General features: G+C 66.8%; 17 protein-coding genes. 9 read left to right on the top strand and 8 right to left on the bottom strand.

From position 1 onward, the window contains the following. Positions 1–600 (bottom strand): aldehyde dehydrogenase family protein (locus SFU54_RS06505; RefSeq protein WP_319015476.1); only part of this gene is annotated, 600 nt, incomplete at its 3' end. Positions 601–696: 96 nt separating this feature from the next. Continuing rightward, positions 697–1,614, bottom strand: a complete 918-nt coding sequence (locus SFU54_RS06500) for a LysR family transcriptional regulator (protein ID WP_319015475.1) — start codon at positions 1,612–1,614, stop codon at positions 697–699. Positions 1,615–1,673: 59 nt separating this feature from the next. Here SFU54_RS06500 and SFU54_RS06495 point away from each other — a divergent pair, with 59 nt between their 5' ends. From SFU54_RS06495 to SFU54_RS06485, 3 genes are all read left to right on the top strand, one after another. Further along, positions 1,674–3,017, top strand: coding sequence for a DNA recombination protein RmuC (locus SFU54_RS06495; protein WP_319015474.1), 1,344 nt, complete (start codon positions 1,674–1,676; stop codon positions 3,015–3,017). Positions 3,018–3,027: 10 nt separating this feature from the next. Then, positions 3,028–3,417, top strand: coding sequence for a VOC family protein (locus tag SFU54_RS06490; RefSeq protein ID WP_319015473.1), 390 nt, complete (start codon positions 3,028–3,030; stop codon positions 3,415–3,417). Between the two features lie 112 nt (positions 3,418–3,529). Continuing rightward, positions 3,530–5,272 carry an AMP-binding protein gene (locus SFU54_RS06485; protein ID WP_319015472.1) on the top strand — a complete coding sequence of 581 codons (1,743 nt, stop codon included), beginning with the start codon at positions 3,530–3,532 and terminating at the stop codon, positions 5,270–5,272. A gap of 167 nt (positions 5,273–5,439) precedes the next feature. On the opposite strand, the gene SFU54_RS06480 is transcribed toward SFU54_RS06485, so the two are convergent. The 3 genes from SFU54_RS06480 to glpX form a co-directional block, all read right to left on the bottom strand. Next, a complete protein-coding gene (locus tag SFU54_RS06480; RefSeq protein WP_319015471.1) occupies positions 5,440–7,338 on the bottom strand; it encodes an ABC transporter ATP-binding protein in 1,899 nt (632 codons plus the stop codon). Beyond that, the gene (locus tag SFU54_RS06475) at positions 7,335–9,068 is read right to left on the bottom strand and encodes an ABC transporter ATP-binding protein (protein WP_319015470.1); all 1,734 of its coding nucleotides are present in this window, start codon (positions 9,066–9,068) and stop codon (positions 7,335–7,337) included. The genes SFU54_RS06480 and SFU54_RS06475 overlap by 4 nt, the downstream gene beginning before the upstream one ends. Positions 9,069–9,171: 103 nt before the next feature. Then, positions 9,172–10,110 carry a class II fructose-bisphosphatase gene (glpX, locus tag SFU54_RS06470; protein ID WP_319015478.1) on the bottom strand — a complete coding sequence of 313 codons (939 nt, stop codon included), beginning with the start codon at positions 10,108–10,110 and terminating at the stop codon, positions 9,172–9,174. A 207-nt stretch (positions 10,111–10,317) separates the two neighbouring features. Here glpX and fbaA point away from each other — a divergent pair, with 207 nt between their 5' ends. Then, a complete protein-coding gene (gene fbaA, locus SFU54_RS06465) occupies positions 10,318–11,364 on the top strand; it encodes a class II fructose-bisphosphate aldolase (RefSeq protein WP_319015469.1) in 1,047 nt (348 codons plus the stop codon). 54 nt (positions 11,365–11,418) lie between these two features. Here the strand turns inward: fbaA and SFU54_RS06460 are convergent, their stop codons facing one another. The 3 genes from SFU54_RS06460 to SFU54_RS06450 all read right to left on the bottom strand — a co-directional run bounded on the left by SFU54_RS06460 (position 11,419) and on the right by SFU54_RS06450 (position 14,346). Further along, complete coding sequence (locus SFU54_RS06460; RefSeq protein ID WP_413466577.1) at positions 11,419–12,459, bottom strand: 4-hydroxy-3-methylbut-2-enyl diphosphate reductase; 1,041 nt, start codon at positions 12,457–12,459, stop codon at positions 11,419–11,421. A 97-nt stretch (positions 12,460–12,556) separates the two neighbouring features. Then, positions 12,557–13,408, bottom strand: a complete 852-nt coding sequence (locus SFU54_RS06455; RefSeq protein WP_319015468.1) for an ABC transporter permease — start codon at positions 13,406–13,408, stop codon at positions 12,557–12,559. After that, the gene (locus tag SFU54_RS06450) at positions 13,405–14,346 is read right to left on the bottom strand and encodes an ATP-binding cassette domain-containing protein (RefSeq protein ID WP_319015467.1); all 942 of its coding nucleotides are present in this window, start codon (positions 14,344–14,346) and stop codon (positions 13,405–13,407) included. Before SFU54_RS06450 ends, SFU54_RS06455 begins: the two co-directional genes overlap by 4 nt. An 83-nt stretch (positions 14,347–14,429) precedes the next feature. On the opposite strand from SFU54_RS06450, the gene xseA reads away from it, so the two are divergent. The 5 genes from xseA (at position 14,430) to SFU54_RS06425 (ending at position 18,703) form a co-directional block, all read left to right on the top strand. After that, positions 14,430–15,668, top strand: coding sequence for an exodeoxyribonuclease VII large subunit (xseA, locus tag SFU54_RS06445; RefSeq protein ID WP_319015466.1), 1,239 nt, complete (start codon positions 14,430–14,432; stop codon positions 15,666–15,668). A 10-nt stretch (positions 15,669–15,678) separates the two neighbouring features. After that, positions 15,679–15,897: an exodeoxyribonuclease VII small subunit gene (locus tag SFU54_RS06440; RefSeq protein ID WP_319015465.1), complete on the top strand. Its 219-nt coding sequence runs from the start codon at positions 15,679–15,681 to the stop codon at positions 15,895–15,897. Positions 15,898–15,902: 5 nt separating this feature from the next. Further along, positions 15,903–16,517, top strand: coding sequence for a DUF4245 domain-containing protein (locus SFU54_RS06435; RefSeq protein ID WP_319015464.1), 615 nt, complete (start codon positions 15,903–15,905; stop codon positions 16,515–16,517). 54 nt (positions 16,518–16,571) lie between these two features. After that, positions 16,572–17,231 (top strand): carbonic anhydrase, encoded by a 660-nt coding sequence (locus SFU54_RS06430; protein WP_319015463.1) that lies wholly within the window; start codon positions 16,572–16,574, stop codon positions 17,229–17,231. 71 nt (positions 17,232–17,302) lie between these two features. Then, on the top strand, positions 17,303–18,703 hold the full coding sequence (locus SFU54_RS06425) for a class II fumarate hydratase (RefSeq protein WP_319015462.1): 1,401 nt from the start codon (positions 17,303–17,305) through the stop codon (positions 18,701–18,703). Positions 18,704–18,855 lie beyond the last annotated feature (152 nt).

Raw genomic sequence — 18,855 nt, 5'->3', positions numbered from 1 at the left:
GTTGAACACGCCGTCGGGCAGACCGGAAGCCTTGAAGAGCTCGGCCATCCAGATGGCGGCGCTCGGGTCTTTCTCCGAGGGCTTGAGCACGACCGTGTTGCCGGCCGCGATCGCGAGCGGGAAGAACCACAGCGGCACCATGGCCGGAAAGTTGAAGGGGCTAATGATGCCCACCACGCCGAGCGCCTGACGGATCGAGTAGACGTCGACGCCGGTCGAGACGTTCTCGCTGTATTCGCCCTTCATGAGCTGCGGGATGCTGCACGCGAGTTCGACAACCTCGAGGCCGCGCGCAATCTCGCCGCCCGCGTCGCTCAGCACCTTGCCGTGCTCGTTGGTCAGAATCGCGGCCAGTTCGTCTTTGCGCGCGTTGAGGCCCTCGCGAAACGCGAACATGATCTGCTGGCGCTTGGCGATCGAGGTGTTTGACCACCCGGCGAACGCAGCCTTGGCCACCTGCACGGCGTGGTCGACGTCGGCCGTGGTCGCGAGGGCAACCTCGCGCTGCGTCTCACCCGTGGCGGGGTTGTAGACAGGGGCGGTGCGGGTGGATGCCCCGGCGAACTCCGCGCCGTTCACCCAGTGCTTGACGACAGACATGTGTGCTCCTTCGCTCAACGATTCGTGCCCAGTCTGCGGGGTCGCGACTCTGCGATCAAGCGCCATCGGTGCACAGTGAATGTGCAGAAACGCAGATCACCGTGGGGGCAAGAGTTCGTCGCGGCGCTCGGCCACCTCGCGCCGCAGCGCATCGCGCACGATCCCCACGGCGTCAATCGCCGGGCTGTCGCTGCGCTGCGAGAGCATGAACGGCAGGCGAAAGTCGATCGCGCGCGGCAGCACGGGTTCGAGCCCCGCGGCACCCTCGCCCATGAAGGCGTGCAACAGGCCGATTCCCGCTCCGGCTCGCGTCGCTTCGAGCTGTGCAAACACGTTCGTTGACCCGAAGCCGAGCCGCATGCCCTCGAGCTCGGGAGCGAGGTCGAGTTCGCGCACCGTGAGCAGGGCATCCACGTAGAAAACGAGGTCGTGGCCCTCGAGATCAGCGGACGTGCGAATCGCGGGCCGCGCCGCGAGATAGCTCGGCGCCGCGTAGAGCCGGAGCGCGTATTCGGTCAGTAGCTCGGCCGCCACGCGCGAGCCCGCGGGTGAACCAACCGTCACGGCGAGGTCGAATCCCGAGCCGCGCAAGCTCAACGGGCGCGTCGAGGTCACGAGTTCGAGAGCGATTCCGGGATGCTCGGCACGCACTCGCGCGAGCGCCGGAGCCGCAAACAACGAGCCGAAGCCCTCCGGTGCCGCCATGCGCACGGTGCCCCGCACGGCGTCGGTACCGGACGCGGCGGCGGCCACCACTTGCTCGACGAGCCCCTCGAGCGGCGCCGCGCGCTCCACCACCTCGCGCCCGATCGCCGTGAGTTGCCAGCCATCGGCACCGCGGTCGAGCAGTCGCGCACCCAGGGCCGCCTCGAGCCGGTCGAGACGTCGGCGCACGGTCGTGTGGTCGACCCCGAGCAGTGCGGCAGCCGAGACGAGCCGACCGACCCGGGCGACCGCGAGCAAGTATCGCAAGTCGTCAGCGCTCACCTCGTGCGGATCCGGGCCGGTGCTCATGCGCCCAGCGTAGGGCTGGCGACGGGCCGTCGTCGGTGGCGACTGGCACACTGGCCACCATGGACTTCGTGCTTCCGCTCGTCATCGGTCTGCTCATCGGCGCCGTTCTCGGCGCGCTGCTCGGCCTCGTGCTCGCACGGCGGTCATCCGGCGGCGACCCCGCCATCGTCGAAGCCCGCCACCAGACGGCGATCGCCGAGATTCGCGCCGAAGAAGCACAGCACCGGGCACAGCTCTCGACCGAGCTTGCCGCCCTGCAGGCCACGGCGGCTGGGCTGCGCGAGCAGATCGCGACCGCCCAAGAGCAATACCGCGAGCTCGTCGAGCGCGTGCGCACCGAGCAGGCGGCCCAGGTTGAGCGCGAGCGCGCCGAGAGCAAGGTGTTGCAGCAACTCGCGCCGGTGCAAGAGACTCTGCGGTCGATGCAAGCGAAAGTCACCGAACTCGAAACGCAGCGCAGCCTGCAGCACGGCGAGCTCACGCAGCAACTGAAGTCCGCCACCGAAGCAGAAGAACGGCTGCGCGCCACGGCTGAGTCGCTCGCCGGCGCGTTGCGCAGCAATTCGACGCGCGGCGTGTGGGGCGAGACCCAACTGCGGCGTGTCGTCGAAGCGGCCGGGCTCATCGAGCGCGTCGACTTTGATGTGCAGTGGAGCGTGAGCTCTGATGCCGGAGCGGGTCGCCCCGACATGGTCATTCACCTGCCCGGCGGCAAGCACATCCCCGTTGACGCCAAAGTGCCGTTCGACGCCTACCTGGCCGCGAGCCAGATCGCGATTACCGCGACGGGCGAGGAGGGCGACCGTCGCAAGCGGTTGCTCAACGATCACGTCAAGGCCGTTCGTGCGCACATCGACGCACTGGGTTCGAAGGCCTATTGGGCCGGGCTCGGCACCTCACCCGAGATGGTCATCGCGTTCATCCCCAGCGAGTCACTCGTGTCATCGGCAATGGAGGCCGACCCGGCGATCATGGACTACGCGTTCTCGAAGCGCGTGGCTCTTGCCTCGCCCGTCACCCTGTGGTCGGTGCTCAAGACCGTGGCGTTCTCGTGGCAACAAGACGTGCTCACGGCCGATGCGCAGGTGCTCTTCGACCTCAGCCGCGAACTGTACTCGCGGCTCTCGACCATGGCGGGGCATGTCGAAAAGCTCGGTCGCGCCATTGAGAGCACCATCAAGAACTACAACGGCTTCGTCGGCTCGCTCGAGCGGCAAGTGTTGCCCACGGCCCGCAAGCTCCAGAAGCTCGACGAGTCGACCGTGCTCGGCCCGCTCGCGGCCATCGAAGACTCGCCGCGCGACCTGACGGCGATGGAACTCGTCGCTGAGCTCGAAGACACCACCACGCGCACCCCCGAACTCGAATTCAGCACTCTCGACGACGACTCGGCACGCGAGTAGCGTGCCCCACATGATCGACTACGCCTTCGTCTTCAGCGGCTTCGCGGTTTCCGACATTGACGCCGCTCGCGCGTTCTACCGAGACACTCTCGGCCTCACCGTCACCGACGAGTCCATGGGTCATCTGTCGATCGAGCTTCCCGCCGGCGGTTTCGTGCTCGTGTATCCGAAAGACGACCACGTGGCAGCGAGTTACACGATGCTCAATCTCGAAGTGAACGACATCGACGCCGCCGTCGACGAGCTCACAGGCCGCGGTGTCACGTTCGAACGTTATGCGGGCATGCCCCACGACGACCGCGGAATCATTCGAGGCATTGCTGCCGACCAGGGGCCCGACATCGCGTGGTTCACCGACCCCTCGGGAAACATCATCTCGGTGCTCCAGAACGCCGGCTAGGGCATCCTGAATAATCGCCCCTCGCGCGCCGGGATGCACCGGGATAAGATGAAGTCAGCTTCACCAACGTCGGCGAATCCGTCGACGACCCGAGCCCGGCGAAAGATCGACGATGACCCAACGCCCTTGGAGTACCCACTACGCCGACGACGTCGCGCCTGAACTCGGCGAGATTCCGTTTGCACACTTGCCCGCCCTCGTGCGTGGATCAGCTGCCGACTACAGCAAGACGATTGCGTTCACGCAGTGCATGCCGAACGGCATGAACGGCTCGCTCTCCTACAGCCGAATCGACGTACTGTCTGATGACTTTGCCACCTACCTCCGTGAGGTCGTAGGGCTGAGCGCCGGTGACCGCGTAGCGGTGCAGATGCCAAACTGCCTGAGCTACCCCATCGTCGCGTTCGGCATCCTCAAGGCCGGGTGCGTGCTCGTCAACACCAACCCGCTCTACACGGCCACCGAGATGGTGCACCAGTTCAGTGACTCGGGCGCCACGGCACTCGTCGTCATTGACATGTTCGCTGACCGTTTGCCTGACGTCTTGCCAAAGACCTCGATCCAGACGGTCATCACGGTGCGCATCACCGAGCTCTTCCCCCCTGTCGTCGGAGGGGTCATTCGTATGGTTCAGAAAGTGTGGGACCGCTCCCTGCCGAAAATCACGGTGGCCCACACACCGCTCCCGAGTGCGTTGGCTGCCGGCCGAGCAGCAAAATCCGACGACAGCCTCGCCGCTTACGTGGCCGACCTCGGACCCGACTCGCTCGCAGCCTTGCAATACACGGGCGGCACGACGGGCGTGTCGAAGGGCGCCATGCTCTCGCACGGCAACCTCGTGGCCAACACGCTGCAGATGATTCAGATGTGCGGTGGCTACATGCGGCCCGGCAGTGAAGTGGTCTTGACGGCGCTGCCGCTTTACCACATCTTCGCCTTCACGGTGAATCTGCTCGGCTTCTACCGCCTCGGCGCGCGCAACATCTTGGTGCCCTCGCCCCGCCCGCCGAGCAACCTCAAGCGAGCGTTCGAGAACTACAAGATCACGTGGGTCACGGGCGTCAACACGCTCTTCAACGCCCTGCTCAACGAGCGCTGGTTTCTTGACAGCCCGCCCCGCCACTTGCGCGCCTCGGCCGCTGGCGGAATGGCGTTGCACGACTCGGTCGCAGCCCAATGGCGTGAGGTCACCGGCACCCCCATCGTTGAGGGCTACGGCCTCACCGAGACCTCGCCGGTGTTGAGCTTCAACCCCTTCGGCCCCTCGGCGAAAGACGGCACCATCGGAATTCCCGTGCCGTCGACCGAACTGCGGTGCATCGATGAGAAGGGCAAAGAGGTGAAGCCCGGAACGCCCGGCGAGATCGCGGCCAAGGGCCCTCAGGTCATGCTCGGCTACTGGCAACGACCCGACGACACGGCGGCGAGCATCGTCGACGGTTGGTTCCGCACGGGCGATGTCGCCGAAATGGACGCCGATGGCTTCTTCACGATTGTCGATCGCAAGAAAGACATGATTCTCGTGAGTGGATTCAATGTCTACCCCAACGAGATCGAAGAGCGCATCGCCTCGCTTGCGGGCGTGCTCGAGGTTGGTGTTGTGGGCATTCCCGACGACAAGTCGGGCGAGGCCGTGCGCGCCTACGTCGTGGCAGGCACGGATGCTCCCACCGAGGCAGCCGTGCTCGAACACTGCCGCGAAACCCTCGCCGCCTACAAGGTTCCGAAGTCGGTACGATTCGTCGACGAATTGCCCAAGAGCCCCATCGGCAAGATTCTGCGGCGCGAGCTGCGTGCCATTGCCGTCACCTCACACACCGCCACCATCGAAACACAGGGACGAGAACTCTCGTAGAAGCGGTGCCGAGACCGCATAGACAACAGTGCCGCGCCCTTCGGGCGCGGCACTGACCTGGTCTACGCCTCGCCTGTCGGCGCGGCACTGTGCTTGCTGACGCCTGGCCTGTCGGCGCGGCACTGTGCTTGCTTACGCCTGGCCTGTCGGCGCGGCACTGTGCTTGCTTACGCCTCGCCTGTCGGCGACGCGAACTGCGCCTCGTAGAGTCGCGCGTAGGCGCCGGGTGTGGCGAGCAACTGCTCATGGGTGCCTTGCTCGACAATGCGGCCCGACTCCATGACGAGAATCAGGTCGGCGTCGCGAATGGTCGAGAGGCGGTGCGCGATGACGAAGCTCGTGCGGTCGCGACGCAGTGCCGCCATGGCGTGCTGCACGAGCACCTCGGTGCGCGTGTCGACCGAGCTAGTCGCCTCGTCAAGGATGAGCACGCTCGGGCGAGCGAGGAACGCGCGCGCGATCGTGAGCAACTGCTTTTCGCCCGCGCTCACGTTCGAGCCGTCGTCGTCGAGCACGGTGTCGTAGCCGTCGGGTAGCGCGCCGACGAAGCGGTCGACGTAGGTGGCGCGGGCCGCGTCGAGAATCTCGTCCTCGGTCGCGTCAGGGCGACCGTAGGCGATGTTGTCGCGAATCGTGCCCCCGAACAGCCAGGTGTCTTGCAGCACCATGCCCATGCGCGAGCGCAAGTCGTCGCGGGTCATCTCGGCGATGTCGACGCCGTCGAGCGTGATGCGCCCGCCGTCGAGCTCGTAGAACCGCATCATGAGGTTGACGAGCGTGGTCTTGCCCGCGCCCGTGGGCCCGACGATGGCGATCGTCTGTCCGGGCTCGGCGACGAGCGAGAGCTCGTCGATGAGGGGCACCTGGGGGTCGTACCGGAACGACACGTTCTCGAAGACCAACCGACCCGTGGTGGCCTCTGGAGTCGCCGCCGGTGACGGGTCGGGGGTTTGCTCGGGCGCATCCATCAGCTCAAAGACACGCTCGGCACTCGCGACACCCGACTGCAGCAAATTCGCCATCGAGCCGAGCTGGCTGAGCGGCTGCGTGAACTGACGTGAGTATTGAATGAAGGCCTGCACGCCGCCGATCGTCATCGCGCCGGCTGTCACGAGCAGACCGCCGACGACGGCGATCGCGACATAGACGAGGTTTCCGACGAACATGATGGCGGGCATGATGATGCCGCTCACGAACTGCGCGCCAAAGCTCGCGGTGAACAGCTGCTCGTTCTTCTCGAGGAACCGCTGCTCAACCTCGCGCTGCCGTCCGAACACCTTGACGAGCGCGTGGCCCGTGAAGGTCTCTTCGATCTGCGCGTTGAGCTCGCCCGTGTGCGCCCATTGCGCCACGAAGAGCTTCTGAGAGCGCTTGGCGATGATCGCCGTGATGACGAGCGTGAGCGGCACCGTGATGAGCGAGACCAGCGCCAAGATCGGCGAGATGACGAACATCATGACGATGACGGCGATGACCGTGAGCAACGACGTCAGCAACTGGCTCAGCGTCTGCTGCAGGCTCTGCGAAATGTTGTCGACGTCGTTGGTGACGCGACTGAGCACCTCACCTCGCTGCACCTTGTCGAAGTAGGTCAGCGGCAGACGGTTGAGCTTGCCCTGCACCTCTTCACGCAGGCGATACACGGTTCGCTGCGTGACGCCATTGAGCAAGTAGGCCTGCAGCCACGAGAAGACCGACGAGAACACGTAGACGAGCAACACGATGCCGAGCAACACGTGCAGGGCATCGAAGTCGATGCCCGCGCCGTCACCCGCCTGGCCTGCTCCGTCACCGTTTCCGAACACGCCGTCGACGATGATGTTGGTCGCCATGCCGAGCAGGGCGGGGCCGACCACGCTCAACAGCACGCTGACAACACCGAGTGCGATCACGAGGTAGACGAGCCCTCGCTCGGGTGCGAGCCGCCCGATGAGGCGCTTCGCCGAGGGGCCAAAGGTCATGGCTTTTTCGGCGGGCATTCCGATGCCGCCGCCCATCGGGCCACCCATGGGCCCGCGGCGCACTCCCCCGGGAGGGCCGACGGGCCGTGCTGGTGCCGTGCTCATGTGCCCACCTCCGCTCGCAACTGACTATTGACGATCTCGGCGTAGGTCTCGTTGCTCGCGAGCAACTCTGCGTGCGTGCCGCGGCCGAGCACCACGCCGCGGTCGAGCACGATGATCTGGTCGGCGTCTTGCACGGTGGCAACACGCTGGGCGACGACGATGAGGGTGGCGTCGGTGACCTCGCGGCGCAGGGCTGCTCGCAGCCGGGCATCCGTCGCCGTATCAAGGGCCGAGAACGAGTCGTCGAAGACGTAAATCTCGGGCCGCTTGACGAGCGCACGCGCGATGGCAAGGCGTTGACGCTGGCCACCCGAGACGGTCGTGCCGCCCTGAGCGATGGGTGCGTCGAGCTGCTCGGGCATCTCGCGCACGAAGTCGGCGGCCTGCGCAATCTCGAGCGCCGCCCACAGCTCGTCGTCGGTGGCGTCGGCCTTGCCGAATCGCAGATTGCTCGCCACAGTGCCCGAGAACAGGTAGGGGCGCTGCGGCACGAGCCCGATGCGGCTCCACAGCAGGTCGGCGTCGAGCTCGCGCACGTCGACGTCGTCCACGAGCACGGCGCCACCCGTCGCGTCGAACAGCCGCGGCAGCAGGCTAATGAGCGTCGTCTTGCCCGCACCCGTGCTGCCGATGATGGCCGTCATCTTTCCGCGCTCGGCCACGAGGCTGACGCCGTCGAGCACCGGATGCTCCGCCCCCGGGTACGCAAAGGTCACGTCGCGCAACTCAACGCGGCCGCTCGCGGTCACCGTCATCACGGGATTCTGCGGCAACGCCACAGAGGAGGGCGTCTCGAGCACCTCGCCAATGCGGTCGGCCGACACGGCCGCCCGCGGCAGCAGCACGGCAATGAAAGTCGCCATAAGCACGGCCATCAAGATCTGGATGAGGTAGGTGAGAAAGGCCGTGAGGGCACCGACCTGCATGAGCCCCGACTCGATGCGGTAGGAGCCGAACCAGAGCACGGCCACGCTCGAGACGTTGAGCACGAGCAGCACGATCGGGAACATCAACGCAAACAGCCGCCCCGCCCGCAACGCCGTGTCGGTGAGTTGCGCGTTCGCGTCAGCAAAGCGCGCGACCTCGTGGCGCTCGCGCACGAACGCTCGCACGACGCGCATGCCCGTCAGTTGTTCGCGCAGCACGCGGTTGACGGTGTCGATGCGCTCTTGCATGACGCGAAACAGCGGAACGGTGCGCACGATGATGGCGCTCACGGCGATGAGCAGCACCGGAATAGCCACGGCCATGATGAGCGAGAGCTCGAGGTCTTGCTGCAGCGCCATGATGACCCCGCCGATCGCGAGAATCGGCGCGCTCACGAGCATCGTGCTCGTCATCAGCACGAGCATTTGCACTTGCTGCACGTCGTTGGTCGTGCGCGTGATGAGCGAGGGCGCCCCGAAGCGACTCACTTCTCGCTCAGAGAAGGTGCCGACGTGCGCGAACACTGCCCCGCGCAGGTCGCGCCCGAGCGACATGGCCACACGAGCACCGAAGTAGACGGCCGTGATGGCGCACGCGATCTGCACGAGCGTGATCGCGAGCATCGCGCCACCCACCTGCAGAATGTAGGCCGTGTCGCCCGTGGCAATGCCGCGGTCGATGATCGCCGCGTTGAGCGCGGGCAAGAAGAGCGAGGCGACGGCTTGAGCAAGCTGAAAGACGACGACGCCCGCGATGAGCAGCCCGTAGGGCTTCAAGTACCGCCGGAGAATGAGTGCAAGCATGGCCTGCTCATTCTTCACCCGCGCAGGCCGCCCTCACGCCACGAGCGTGCCGCTCTCAGCGAACGGGGGGTGCGAACGCGGGCGACGGATGCTGCGCTCACGCTCAGCCGTCGAGCCACTTGTTCTCGAGGTGGTCGGCCGTCACGCGGCGAATCGTGCCCGAGCGTGAGCGCAACACGATCGACTCGGTCGTGATGATGCCGCGCTCGCGCCGCACGCCCCGCACGAGCTCGCCGTCGGTCACGCCGGTGGCGACGAAGAAGGTGTTGTCGCTGCGCACGAGCTCATCGGCCTCGTAGACGTGGTCGAACTTCAGGCCCGCGGCCGCGCCGCGCGTGCGCTCGTCATCGCTGCCGGGGGCGAGGCGCCCCTGGATGAAACCGCCGAGCGCCTTCACCGCGCACGCGGTCGCGACACCCTCGGGGCTGCCGCCCGTGCCCACCGCGAGGTCAATGCGGCTGTCGTGGCGCGCGGCGTTGATGCCCGCGGCGACGTCGCCGTCGAGGATGAGCCGGGTGCCCGCGCCCGTCGCGCGAATCTCGGCGATGAGCCCCTCGTGCCGCGGTCGGTCGAGCACGGCGATGCGCATCTCGTCGACGGGCTTCTTCTTTGCCGACGCGAGCGCGCGAATGTTCTCGGCGATCGACTGGCGAATGTCGAGCACGCCGATGCCTTCCCACCCCGCGACGAGCTTCTCCATATAGAACACGCTCGAGGCGTCGAGCATCGAGCCGCGATCGGCGACGGCGATCATCGAGATCGCGTGGCCGCGGCCGGCCGCCGTGAGCGAGGTGCCGTCGATGGGGTCGACGGCGATGTCGCACGCGGGACCCTGGCCGTTCCCGACCACCTCACCGTTGTAGAGCATCGGTGCGTTGTCTTTCTCACCCTCGCCGATGACGACGAGGCCGCTGAAGTTGACGGTTCCGAGAAACTTGCGCATGGCATCCACCGCCGCCCCATCGGCCGCGAGTTTGTCGCCCTTGCCAATGAACGGGGCTGAGCGAATCGCCGCTGCTTCGGTGGCTCGAACGAGCTCCATGGCGAGGTTGCGGTCGGGGTGCAAGAACAGGGTTCCGGTTTCGGTGGTCACCACAAGGGCGTCCTTTCCGTAGATGAACGAGCGGAAGCAAGGACGCGCCGGGTGGTAGATCAGCGCACCGTCAGCCTACCGGCGCTCGAGAGCCCGCGGGGCGCTCGCTGGCTAGACTCAAAGGGCATCCACCACACACCAGCACTGAGGAGAGTCATGCCTGTCGCCACCCCTGAGCAGTACGCCGAAATGCTCGACAAGGCCAAGAAGGGCGGGTTCGCCTACCCCGCCATCAACGTGTCGTCGTCGTCGACGATCAACTCGGTGCTGCAGGGCTTGAGCGAAGCCGGCTCTGACGGCATTCTGCAGGTGACCACGGGCGGCGCCGACTACTTCGCCGGCCAGACCGTCAAGGCCCGCGCCTCGGGCGCCCTCGCCTTCGCCGCGTTCGCCACCGAGGTCGCGAAGAACTACCCCGTCACGGTCGCGCTGCACACCGACCACTGCCCCAAAGACGCGCTCGACGGATTCGTCATGCCGCTCATCGCCGCGAGCGAGGCCGAGGTCAAGGCCGGCCGCAACCCGATCTTCCAGTCGCACATGTGGGACGGCTCGGCCGTGCCCCTCGCCGAGAACCTCGAGATCGCGCGCGACCTCCTCCCCCGCATGAAGGCCATCCACGCGATTCTCGAGGTCGAGATCGGCGTCGTCGGCGGCGAAGAAGACGGCGTGCAGCACGAGGGCTCGAACGACGCGCTCTACACGACCCTCGGCGATGTCACCGCCGCGGTCGAGGCGCTCGGCCTGGGCGAGCAGGGCCGCTACATGGCCGCCCTCACCTTCGGCAACGTGCACGGCGTCTACAAGCCGGGCAACGTCAAGCTGCGCCCCGAACTGCTCGCCGAGATTCAGGCGGGCATTCAGGCACGGTACTTCCCGAATTCCGCAAACGGCACGGATGCCCTTCCGCTCGACCTCGTCTTCCACGGTGGCTTGGGCTCGACCGACGACGAAATCGCGACCGCCGTCAAGAACGGTGTCATCAAAATGAACATCGACACCGACACGCAGTACGCCTTCAGCCGGTCGGTGGCCGACTCGGTGCTCAAGAACTACGACGGCTTCTTGAAGGTCGACGGCGAGATGGGCAACAAGAAGGTCTACGACCCGCGCGCGTGGGGCAAGGCCGCCGAAACGGCCATGGCCAAGCGCGTCGTCGAAGCAACACAGCAGCTCGGCTCGGCCGGCCACTCGGGCCGCTAGCGACCTGCCGGGTCGGGTCCGATCGCCTCACGCGGCGACGGGCCCGGCCTGGCGTTAGCTACTGATGCGTCCGCCGAGGGCGCGTTCGTCGACGTTGCCGTCTTTATCGCGCCGCAGCTCTTTCGGCAGCGAGAACTGCAGGTCTTCTTCGGCCGTCTTGATTTCGTCAACGGCATCGAAACCGGCATCGCGCAAGTCGGCGAGCACCTGCTCGACGAGCACCTCGGGCACACTCGCGCCACTCGTGACACCGACGGTGGCCACGCCCTCCAGCCACTCTTGCTTGATCTCGCTCGCGTAGTCGACGCGGTACGCAGCCTTGGCGCCATATTCGAGCGCCACCTCGACAAGGCGCACGCTGTTCGAGCTATTGGCCGAGCCCACGACGATCACGAGATCGGACTCGGGGGCAACCTTCTTGATCGCCACCTGACGGTTTTGCGTGGCGTAGCAAATGTCATCGCTCGGCGGGTCTTGCAGGTGCGGAAAACGCGCACGCAAACGCCGCACGGTCTCCATGGTCTCGTCAACACTGAGCGTCGTCTGCGACAGCCAGATCAGCTCGTCGGCCTCGGGCACCTCAACCGTGTCGGCCTCGTCGGGCGTGCCGATGAGAATCATGCGCTCGGGCGCGTGGCCCATCGTGCCCTCGACCTCTTCGTGGCCCGCGTGGCCGATGAGAAGGATGCGGTAATCCTGCTTCGCAAACCGCACGGCTTCGCGGTGCACTTTCGTCACGAGCGGACACGTGGCATCGATGGCCTGGAGGTCGCGGTCGGCCGCACCCTGAACCACGGCGGGGCTCACGCCGTGCGCCGAGAAGACGATGAGCGAACCCGGAGGAACCTCGCCGACCTCGTCGACGAAAATCGCGCCCTTCTTCTCGAGCTCGCTGACCACGTGCACGTTGTGCACAATCTGCTTGCGCACATAAACCGGAGCGCCGTATTGCTCAATCGCCTTTTCGACGGCGATGACCGCGCGATCGACACCGGCGCAGTAGCCGCGCGGTGCCGCCAACAGCACGCGCTTGGGGCGGTCGACGGCGACGGGAACGAGTCGCTCGCGCCGCTGAGGAATGACGGGTGCGGTCAGGGTCGAGCCCAGGGCGCCGTTCGAGATCGTGCTCACCCCTTCAGTCTACGAGGGGCAGTCTGCGTATGGGCTTTGGCTCGAGTGTGACCCTCCGTCGCTACTCGACGTCGCGCCGCATGGTGGTGAGCGACGCCGCGACGATGAGCACGGCGGCGAGCGCCGCGAGCACGAGGCCTCCCTGCCACCAGAGCAGAGCATCCACGGTCGCGGAGGGCACGCTCGGATCAAGAGCGTTGAGTGAGCTCAAGATGCCCGCGCCGACGAGCGCATCGGTTGCCGACCCGGGCAAGAAGCGCCCGATCGAGGCCGACCACTCCCACACACTCGCCACGAGGCGAAGAATCGGTTCGACGAACTGTGTGAAGGCGAGCACGATCACGATCGCCGCAATCTGGCTCGTGAGCAGTGCGCCCAGCCCGAGACCGAGCAGCGACCACAGTGCTGTGGCCAGCAGCGTGCGCAGCAGCACCGCGATGACCTCGGGGTCATCGAGCGCCGTCGGTTCGCCCAGGGCGGCGAGCACCGGCGCGCCGAGGCCCACCGAGCCGATCAGCCCCACGACGCCGTAGATGACGCCCATGACGGCCGCCACCACACCCTTGGCCGCGAGCACGATGCCGCGGCGCGGTTGCGCAAGCACCGTGGGCGTGAGGGTGCCGTGGCGCCACTCTGTCGTCGCGAGCAAGGCACCGAACAAGAGCGGAATCACGAGACCTACGGCAGTAACGCTGCTGTAGACGAGATTGGCAGCCACGACCGGGTCAAGCTCGGGGGCCGGAGCACCCGTGCCCGCGCCCGCGAGCTGCGACCCGAGGTCGCTGAAGAAGAACGCGAGCGCTGCCGCCGTGAAGCCCACATAGACGACCATGATGAGCGCGAGCAGCCACCACGACTTCAGCGAGAAGACCTTGGCGAACTCCGACGCCGTGGCACGAAACAGGGCGGTCATGCGGCACTCCCCTCGGCAGCGGCGGGCGCGGGGGCGGGTGCGGGTGGGGCTTCATCCGCCGTGAGCGCGAGAAACACCGACTCGAGGCCGTCAGACTCGTCGCTCAAGTGCGTGAGCGCGAGGCCCGCGTCACGGGCAACCTCACCCGTGCGCCCAACGTCGAGACCGAGCACCGTCAGACCTGCGCTACCGAACTCGACGGTGGCGCCGGCGCGCGTGAGGGCATCCGTCAGCGCCGCGCGGTCGGCCGCGTCAACGCGCACACGCGCCGTTCCGCTCTCGAGAGTCGCCAGGGGGCCGTCAAAAACGATGCGCCCATGACGGATGACCACGACATCGTCAACCGTCTGCTGCACTTCGCTCAGCACGTGTGACGAGAGCAACACCGTGCGACCCTCGGCGGCGAGCGAGCGCAACAGCGAACGCATCCAGCGAATGCCATCAGGGTCGAGGCCGTTGATGGGCTCATCGAGCACGAGCGCATCGGGATCGCCCAGCAGAGCGCTCGCGAGCCCGAGTCTCTGCCGCATTCCGAGTGAGTAGCCTCCGACGGCACGGCGGCCCGCATAGGCGAGCCCGACCATGTCGAGCACAGTGTCGACACGGGCCCGATCGATTCCCGCCGCGATCGCGAGCGTCAGCAAGTGATTGCGCCCACTGCGTCCGGGGTGAAAGACGTCGGCCGAGAGCGAACTGCCGACGCGGCGCGACGGTGCATCGAGGGCGCGGTACTGCTGACCATCGATGAGCGCACGACCGGCAGTCGGGCGGTTGAGCCCCAAGAGAATGCGCAGGGTCGACGTCTTGCCCGCGCCATTGGGCCCGAGAAAGCCCGTGACGCGGCCGGGCGTCGCGGTGAACGAGACATCGCGCAAGGCTGTGACCTCGCCATACACCTTCGTGAGCGAGTCAATTGTGAGCGGAGTAGGCGTGACCATGAAGCTCCTGAGCTGCGCGCGCCGCGGTATCGGCGCTGTCGACTACCCTGGCGAAGGCCGCCGATCGACGCAAGGAGGGCACCGTGACCGACGCACCGTCGACCGCTGATGCGCCCTGGGCCGTTGGCCAGCTGTCGACAAAGATCAAGGACTACATCGACCGGCTCGGTCAGGTGTGGGTCGAGGGCGAGATCGCTCAGTGGGGCGTCTCGGGCGGCAACGTCTACGGCAAGCTCAAAGACGTCACCGACGATGCGACCGTGTCGTTCGTCATCTGGTCATCGGTGCGGTCAACGTTGCCTGACGGGCTCGGGCAAGGCGACCGCGTCACCGCGCTCGTCAAGGCCAACTGGTGGGTCAAGGGCGGCACCCTCACGATGCAGGTGTCGCAGATGCGACGCGTCGGCCTGGGCGACTTGCTCGAACGGCTCGAACGGCTGCGCGCCACCCTTGCCGCCGAAGGCCTCTTTGCGCCCGAGCGCAAGAAGCCGCTGCCGTTCTTGCCGCAGTGCATCGGGCTGGTGACGGGCAAAGACAGCGATGCCGAAAAAGATGTCATTCGCAACGCTCAGTTGCGCTGGCCCTCAGTGCAGTTTCGGGTCGTGCACGCAGCAGTGCAGGGCGACAAGGCCGTGGCCGAGGTGACGGCGGGCATCCGTCAATTGGATGCTGACCCCGAGGTCGACGTCATCATCGTTGCTCGCGGCGGCGGCGACTTTCAGAACCTGCTGCCCTTCAGCGACGAAAGTCTGGTTCGGGCCGCGGCCGCGTGCCAGACCCCGCTCGTGAGCGCAATCGGTCACGAGAACGACCGACCACTGCTCGACGACGTCGCCGACTTGCGTGCCTCGACGCCGACCGACGCCGCCAAACGCGTGGTGCCTGACGTGAGTGACGAGTTGTCGCGCGTGCAACAAGTGCGCGCACGCATGCTCACGCGTGTGACGGGAGCAATTGCGACTGAGGTCGATCGCATTGCCTCGATTCGCTCGCGACCAGCACTTGCCTCGGCCACCTGGATTATCGAGTCGCGCGCCGACGAACTGACGCGCGCCGTCGCGCGCGGAGTCGAGCTCACGACCCGTGCGCTCGAACGTGCTCACCTCGAGATCGACGAACGCCGCCGCCAATTGCGCGCGCTCTCGCCGCAGCACACGCTCGACCGCGGCTATGCCATTGCCCACACGGCCGCCGGAGCCGTCGTGCGATCGGCCGCCTCTGTTGCTGCGGGCACCGAGCTCGTCATTACGCTCGCCGACGGTCGCTTGGGGGCGACCGCTACCGGCCCCGCTCTCACGCCGTCTGAAGAAAGGCCCGCTTAGCATGGCTGACATGACCGCTGCCGAATCGTCACCGATCGCCGACCTGAGCTATGAGCAGGCGCGCGACGAGCTCGTTCGCGTTGTCACCGAGCTCGAGCAAGGTGGGGCAACGCTCGAACAGTCCATCGCGTTGTGGGAACGCGGTGAAGCGCTCGCGCGTCGCTGTGAAGAGTGGCTGATCGGCGCGAAAGAGCGCCTCGACGCGGCTCGCGCGGCCGCCGAAGGCTGAGTGCAATGACCACCTCCCCCGCCCAGTCGGGCGCCGAGACGCCAGAACAAAAGGCTGACCGCATCGCCGAGGCTCGCCGCAAGCGCCGTGCCAACCAGACCGTGCGCAACCTCATCGGTTCGCTCATTGCGTCGCTCGCCATCGTGATGTTTCTCGTGCTGGTCGTCGTGCGCCCCGAACCCACGCCGCCCGCGGTTGACTACCTCGCCGCCGCTGCCGAGGCCGAAGCGAGTCTCGGCACGGCCGTCATCGCCCCCATCGTGCCGCCCACCTGGAGCGCCAACCGCGCGGAGTTGGCGGGCTCGGGCGGCGTCGACGAGTGGGCGATCGGGTTCATCACGGCCGAGAACACGTTTCTCGCCGTGCTGCAAGGGTTCACCGACGAGCAAAGCTGGCTGCAAGATGCGCTGCGCGACCCGGGCGCCGGTGACACGGTGCGCATTGCCGGCGTCGAGTGGCAGCGCTACGACCGGCGCGGCGTCGAGGGAGTGGGCCTGCGCGAGATTGCCCTCGTCACGACTACGCCCGACAGCACGGTCGTGCTCTATGGCACAGCGAGTGACGCCGACCTCGACGTTCTCGCGACTGCTGTCGCGGCGGAATTACCGCCGGTCGACTAGTCGCGCACTACGCTCGGGGATGCACTGCACACCCCGAGTCCGCCCAGGAGCGTCATGCCGACCGAACGCCGCACGCCCGACCAGGTTTGGCGTGAGATGCAGCGGGGCAACGCGCGCTTTGTTGCGGGTGAGCCTCAGCATCCCCGCCAAGATGTCGACCGACGCGCCGAGCTTGCCGGCCACCAAGCACCCCACGCCGCCCTCTTTGGTTGCAGCGACTCGCGCCTCGCCGCCGAGATCATCTTCGACAAGGGGCTCGGCGACCTGTTCGTCGTGCGTAACGCGGGGCAAGTGATCAGCGACAGCGTCATCGGTTCGCTCGAATACGCGGTTGCCGTGCTCAAGGTTCCGCTCATTCTCGTGCTCGGTCACGACGAGTGCGGAGCAGTCGGCGCGGCTATCACGGCGGTCGACCCCGAGTCGCCTCCCCTGCCGGTGCACATTCAAGGTCTCGTCGACCAGATCACGCCCGCCGTCGACCGCGTTCGGCTCGCGAGCGGGGCTTCAGCAGCGGCCGACATCGACGCGCTCGAGGTCGGCCGTGAGCACTTGCGCGACACGGTCGGTGCCCTGCTGACCGCGAGCGAGCTCATCAGCGATGAGGTTGCTGCCGGTACGCTGGCCGTTGTCGGTGCGAACTACCGTCTTCGTGAGGGCAGAGTCGTTCCCGATGTCGTCGTCGGCCAGCTATCGACCGCACCCGGTGCGGCCTAAGCCGGCCGCCCGCCACCGCGACTTCCCCGTCACCCTGGGAACACCCCCGTGAGATTCAAAGGACCACAGCCGTGAGCAGCACTGACGCCGACTACCGCATCGAGCACGACACCATGGGCGAGGTGCGCGTTCCGCGCAGCGCCCTCTACCGCGCGCAGACGCAGCGCGCCGTCGAGAACTTTCCCATCTCGGGCTCGGGCCTCGAGAGCGGGCAAATCGTCGCCCTCGCGCAGATCAAGCGCGCCGCCGCGATCGTCAACGCCGAACTCGGCATTCTCGATGCGGCCCTCGCCGAGGCCATCGTCGGCGCTGCCGACCAGATCATCGGTGGCGCGCACCACGACCAGTTTCCGGTCGACACGTACCAGACCGGCTCGGGAACCTCGTCGAACATGAACATGAACGAGGTGCTCGCGACGCTTGCGTCGACGGATGCCCTGCCGGTGCACCCGAACGACCACGTCAACGCCTCGCAGTCGTCCAACGACGTCTTTCCGACGTCGGTGCACCTGGCGGTCACCTCGGCTCTGCTGAGCGACCTCATTCCGGCCCTCGAGCACCTCGCTGGCGCCCTCGAGGTCAAAGCGGAGCTGTGGAAGACCGCCGTCAAGGCTGGTCGCACCCACTTGATGGACGCCACTCCCGTCACGCTCGGCCAAGAATTCGCCGGCTACGCGCGGCAGGTCCGTCTGGGCATCGCTCGGGTTCAGGCGACCATCGACCGCGTGGCCGAAGTGCCGCTCGGCGGCACGGCCACGGGCACGGGCATCAACACGCCGCTCGGCTTCTCGCAGAAGGTGATCGCAGAGTTGGCGCGCACGACTGGCCTGCCCATCACCGAGGCGCTCGACCACTTCGAAGCCCAGGGCGCGCGCGACGGCCTCGTCGAAGCGTCGGGAGCGCTGCGTGTGCTCGCGGTGTCACTCACCAAGATCTGCAACGACATTCGGTGGATGGGCTCGGGGCCGAACACCGGTCTTGCCGAACTGCACATTCCCGACCTGCAGCCGGGCTCGTCGATCATGCCCGGCAAGGTCAACCCCGTCGTACCCGAAGCCGTGCTCATGGTGTGTGCGCGTGTCATCGGCAACGACGCGACCATCGCCTGGGCGGGGGCCTCCGGCTCGTTCGAACTCAACGTGGCCATTCCCGTCATGGGCACCTCGCTGCTCGAGTCGATTCGCCTCTTGGCCAACTCGACGCGCGTTCTCGCCGACAAGACCGTCGAGGGCCTCGAGGCCAACCTCGAACGCGCTCGCGCTCTCGCGGAGAGCTCGCCGTCGATCGTCACCCCCCTCAACCGCGTGATCGGGTACGAAGCCGCCGCAAAGATCGCCAAGCACTCGGTGGCGAAGGGAATGACCATTCGCGAGGCCGTCATCGACATGGGCTTTGTCGAGCGCGGCGAGGTCACGCTCGAGCAGCTCGACAGTGCGCTCGACGTGCTGAAGATGACCGCGCCGGGGCTCTAGGCAGAGAACAGGGCGCGGGGCCGCGGTGGCGCGGCCCCGTGTGCAGGGTGTGGGGCCGCTTTCGCGGCCCCGTGTGCGGGGCGTGGGGCCGCTTTCGCGGCCCCACCGGCATGCCTTACGCCAGTTCGTTGCCTTCGAGCAGCTCGGTCACG

Origin of the sequence: Microcella sp. (assembly GCF_033763155.1) — a bacterium.
Classification (GTDB): domain Bacteria; phylum Actinomycetota; class Actinomycetes; order Actinomycetales; family Microbacteriaceae; genus Microcella.
The sequence above is the reverse complement of the archived record's forward strand: the minus strand, read 5'-3'. Positions and strand labels throughout refer to the sequence as shown.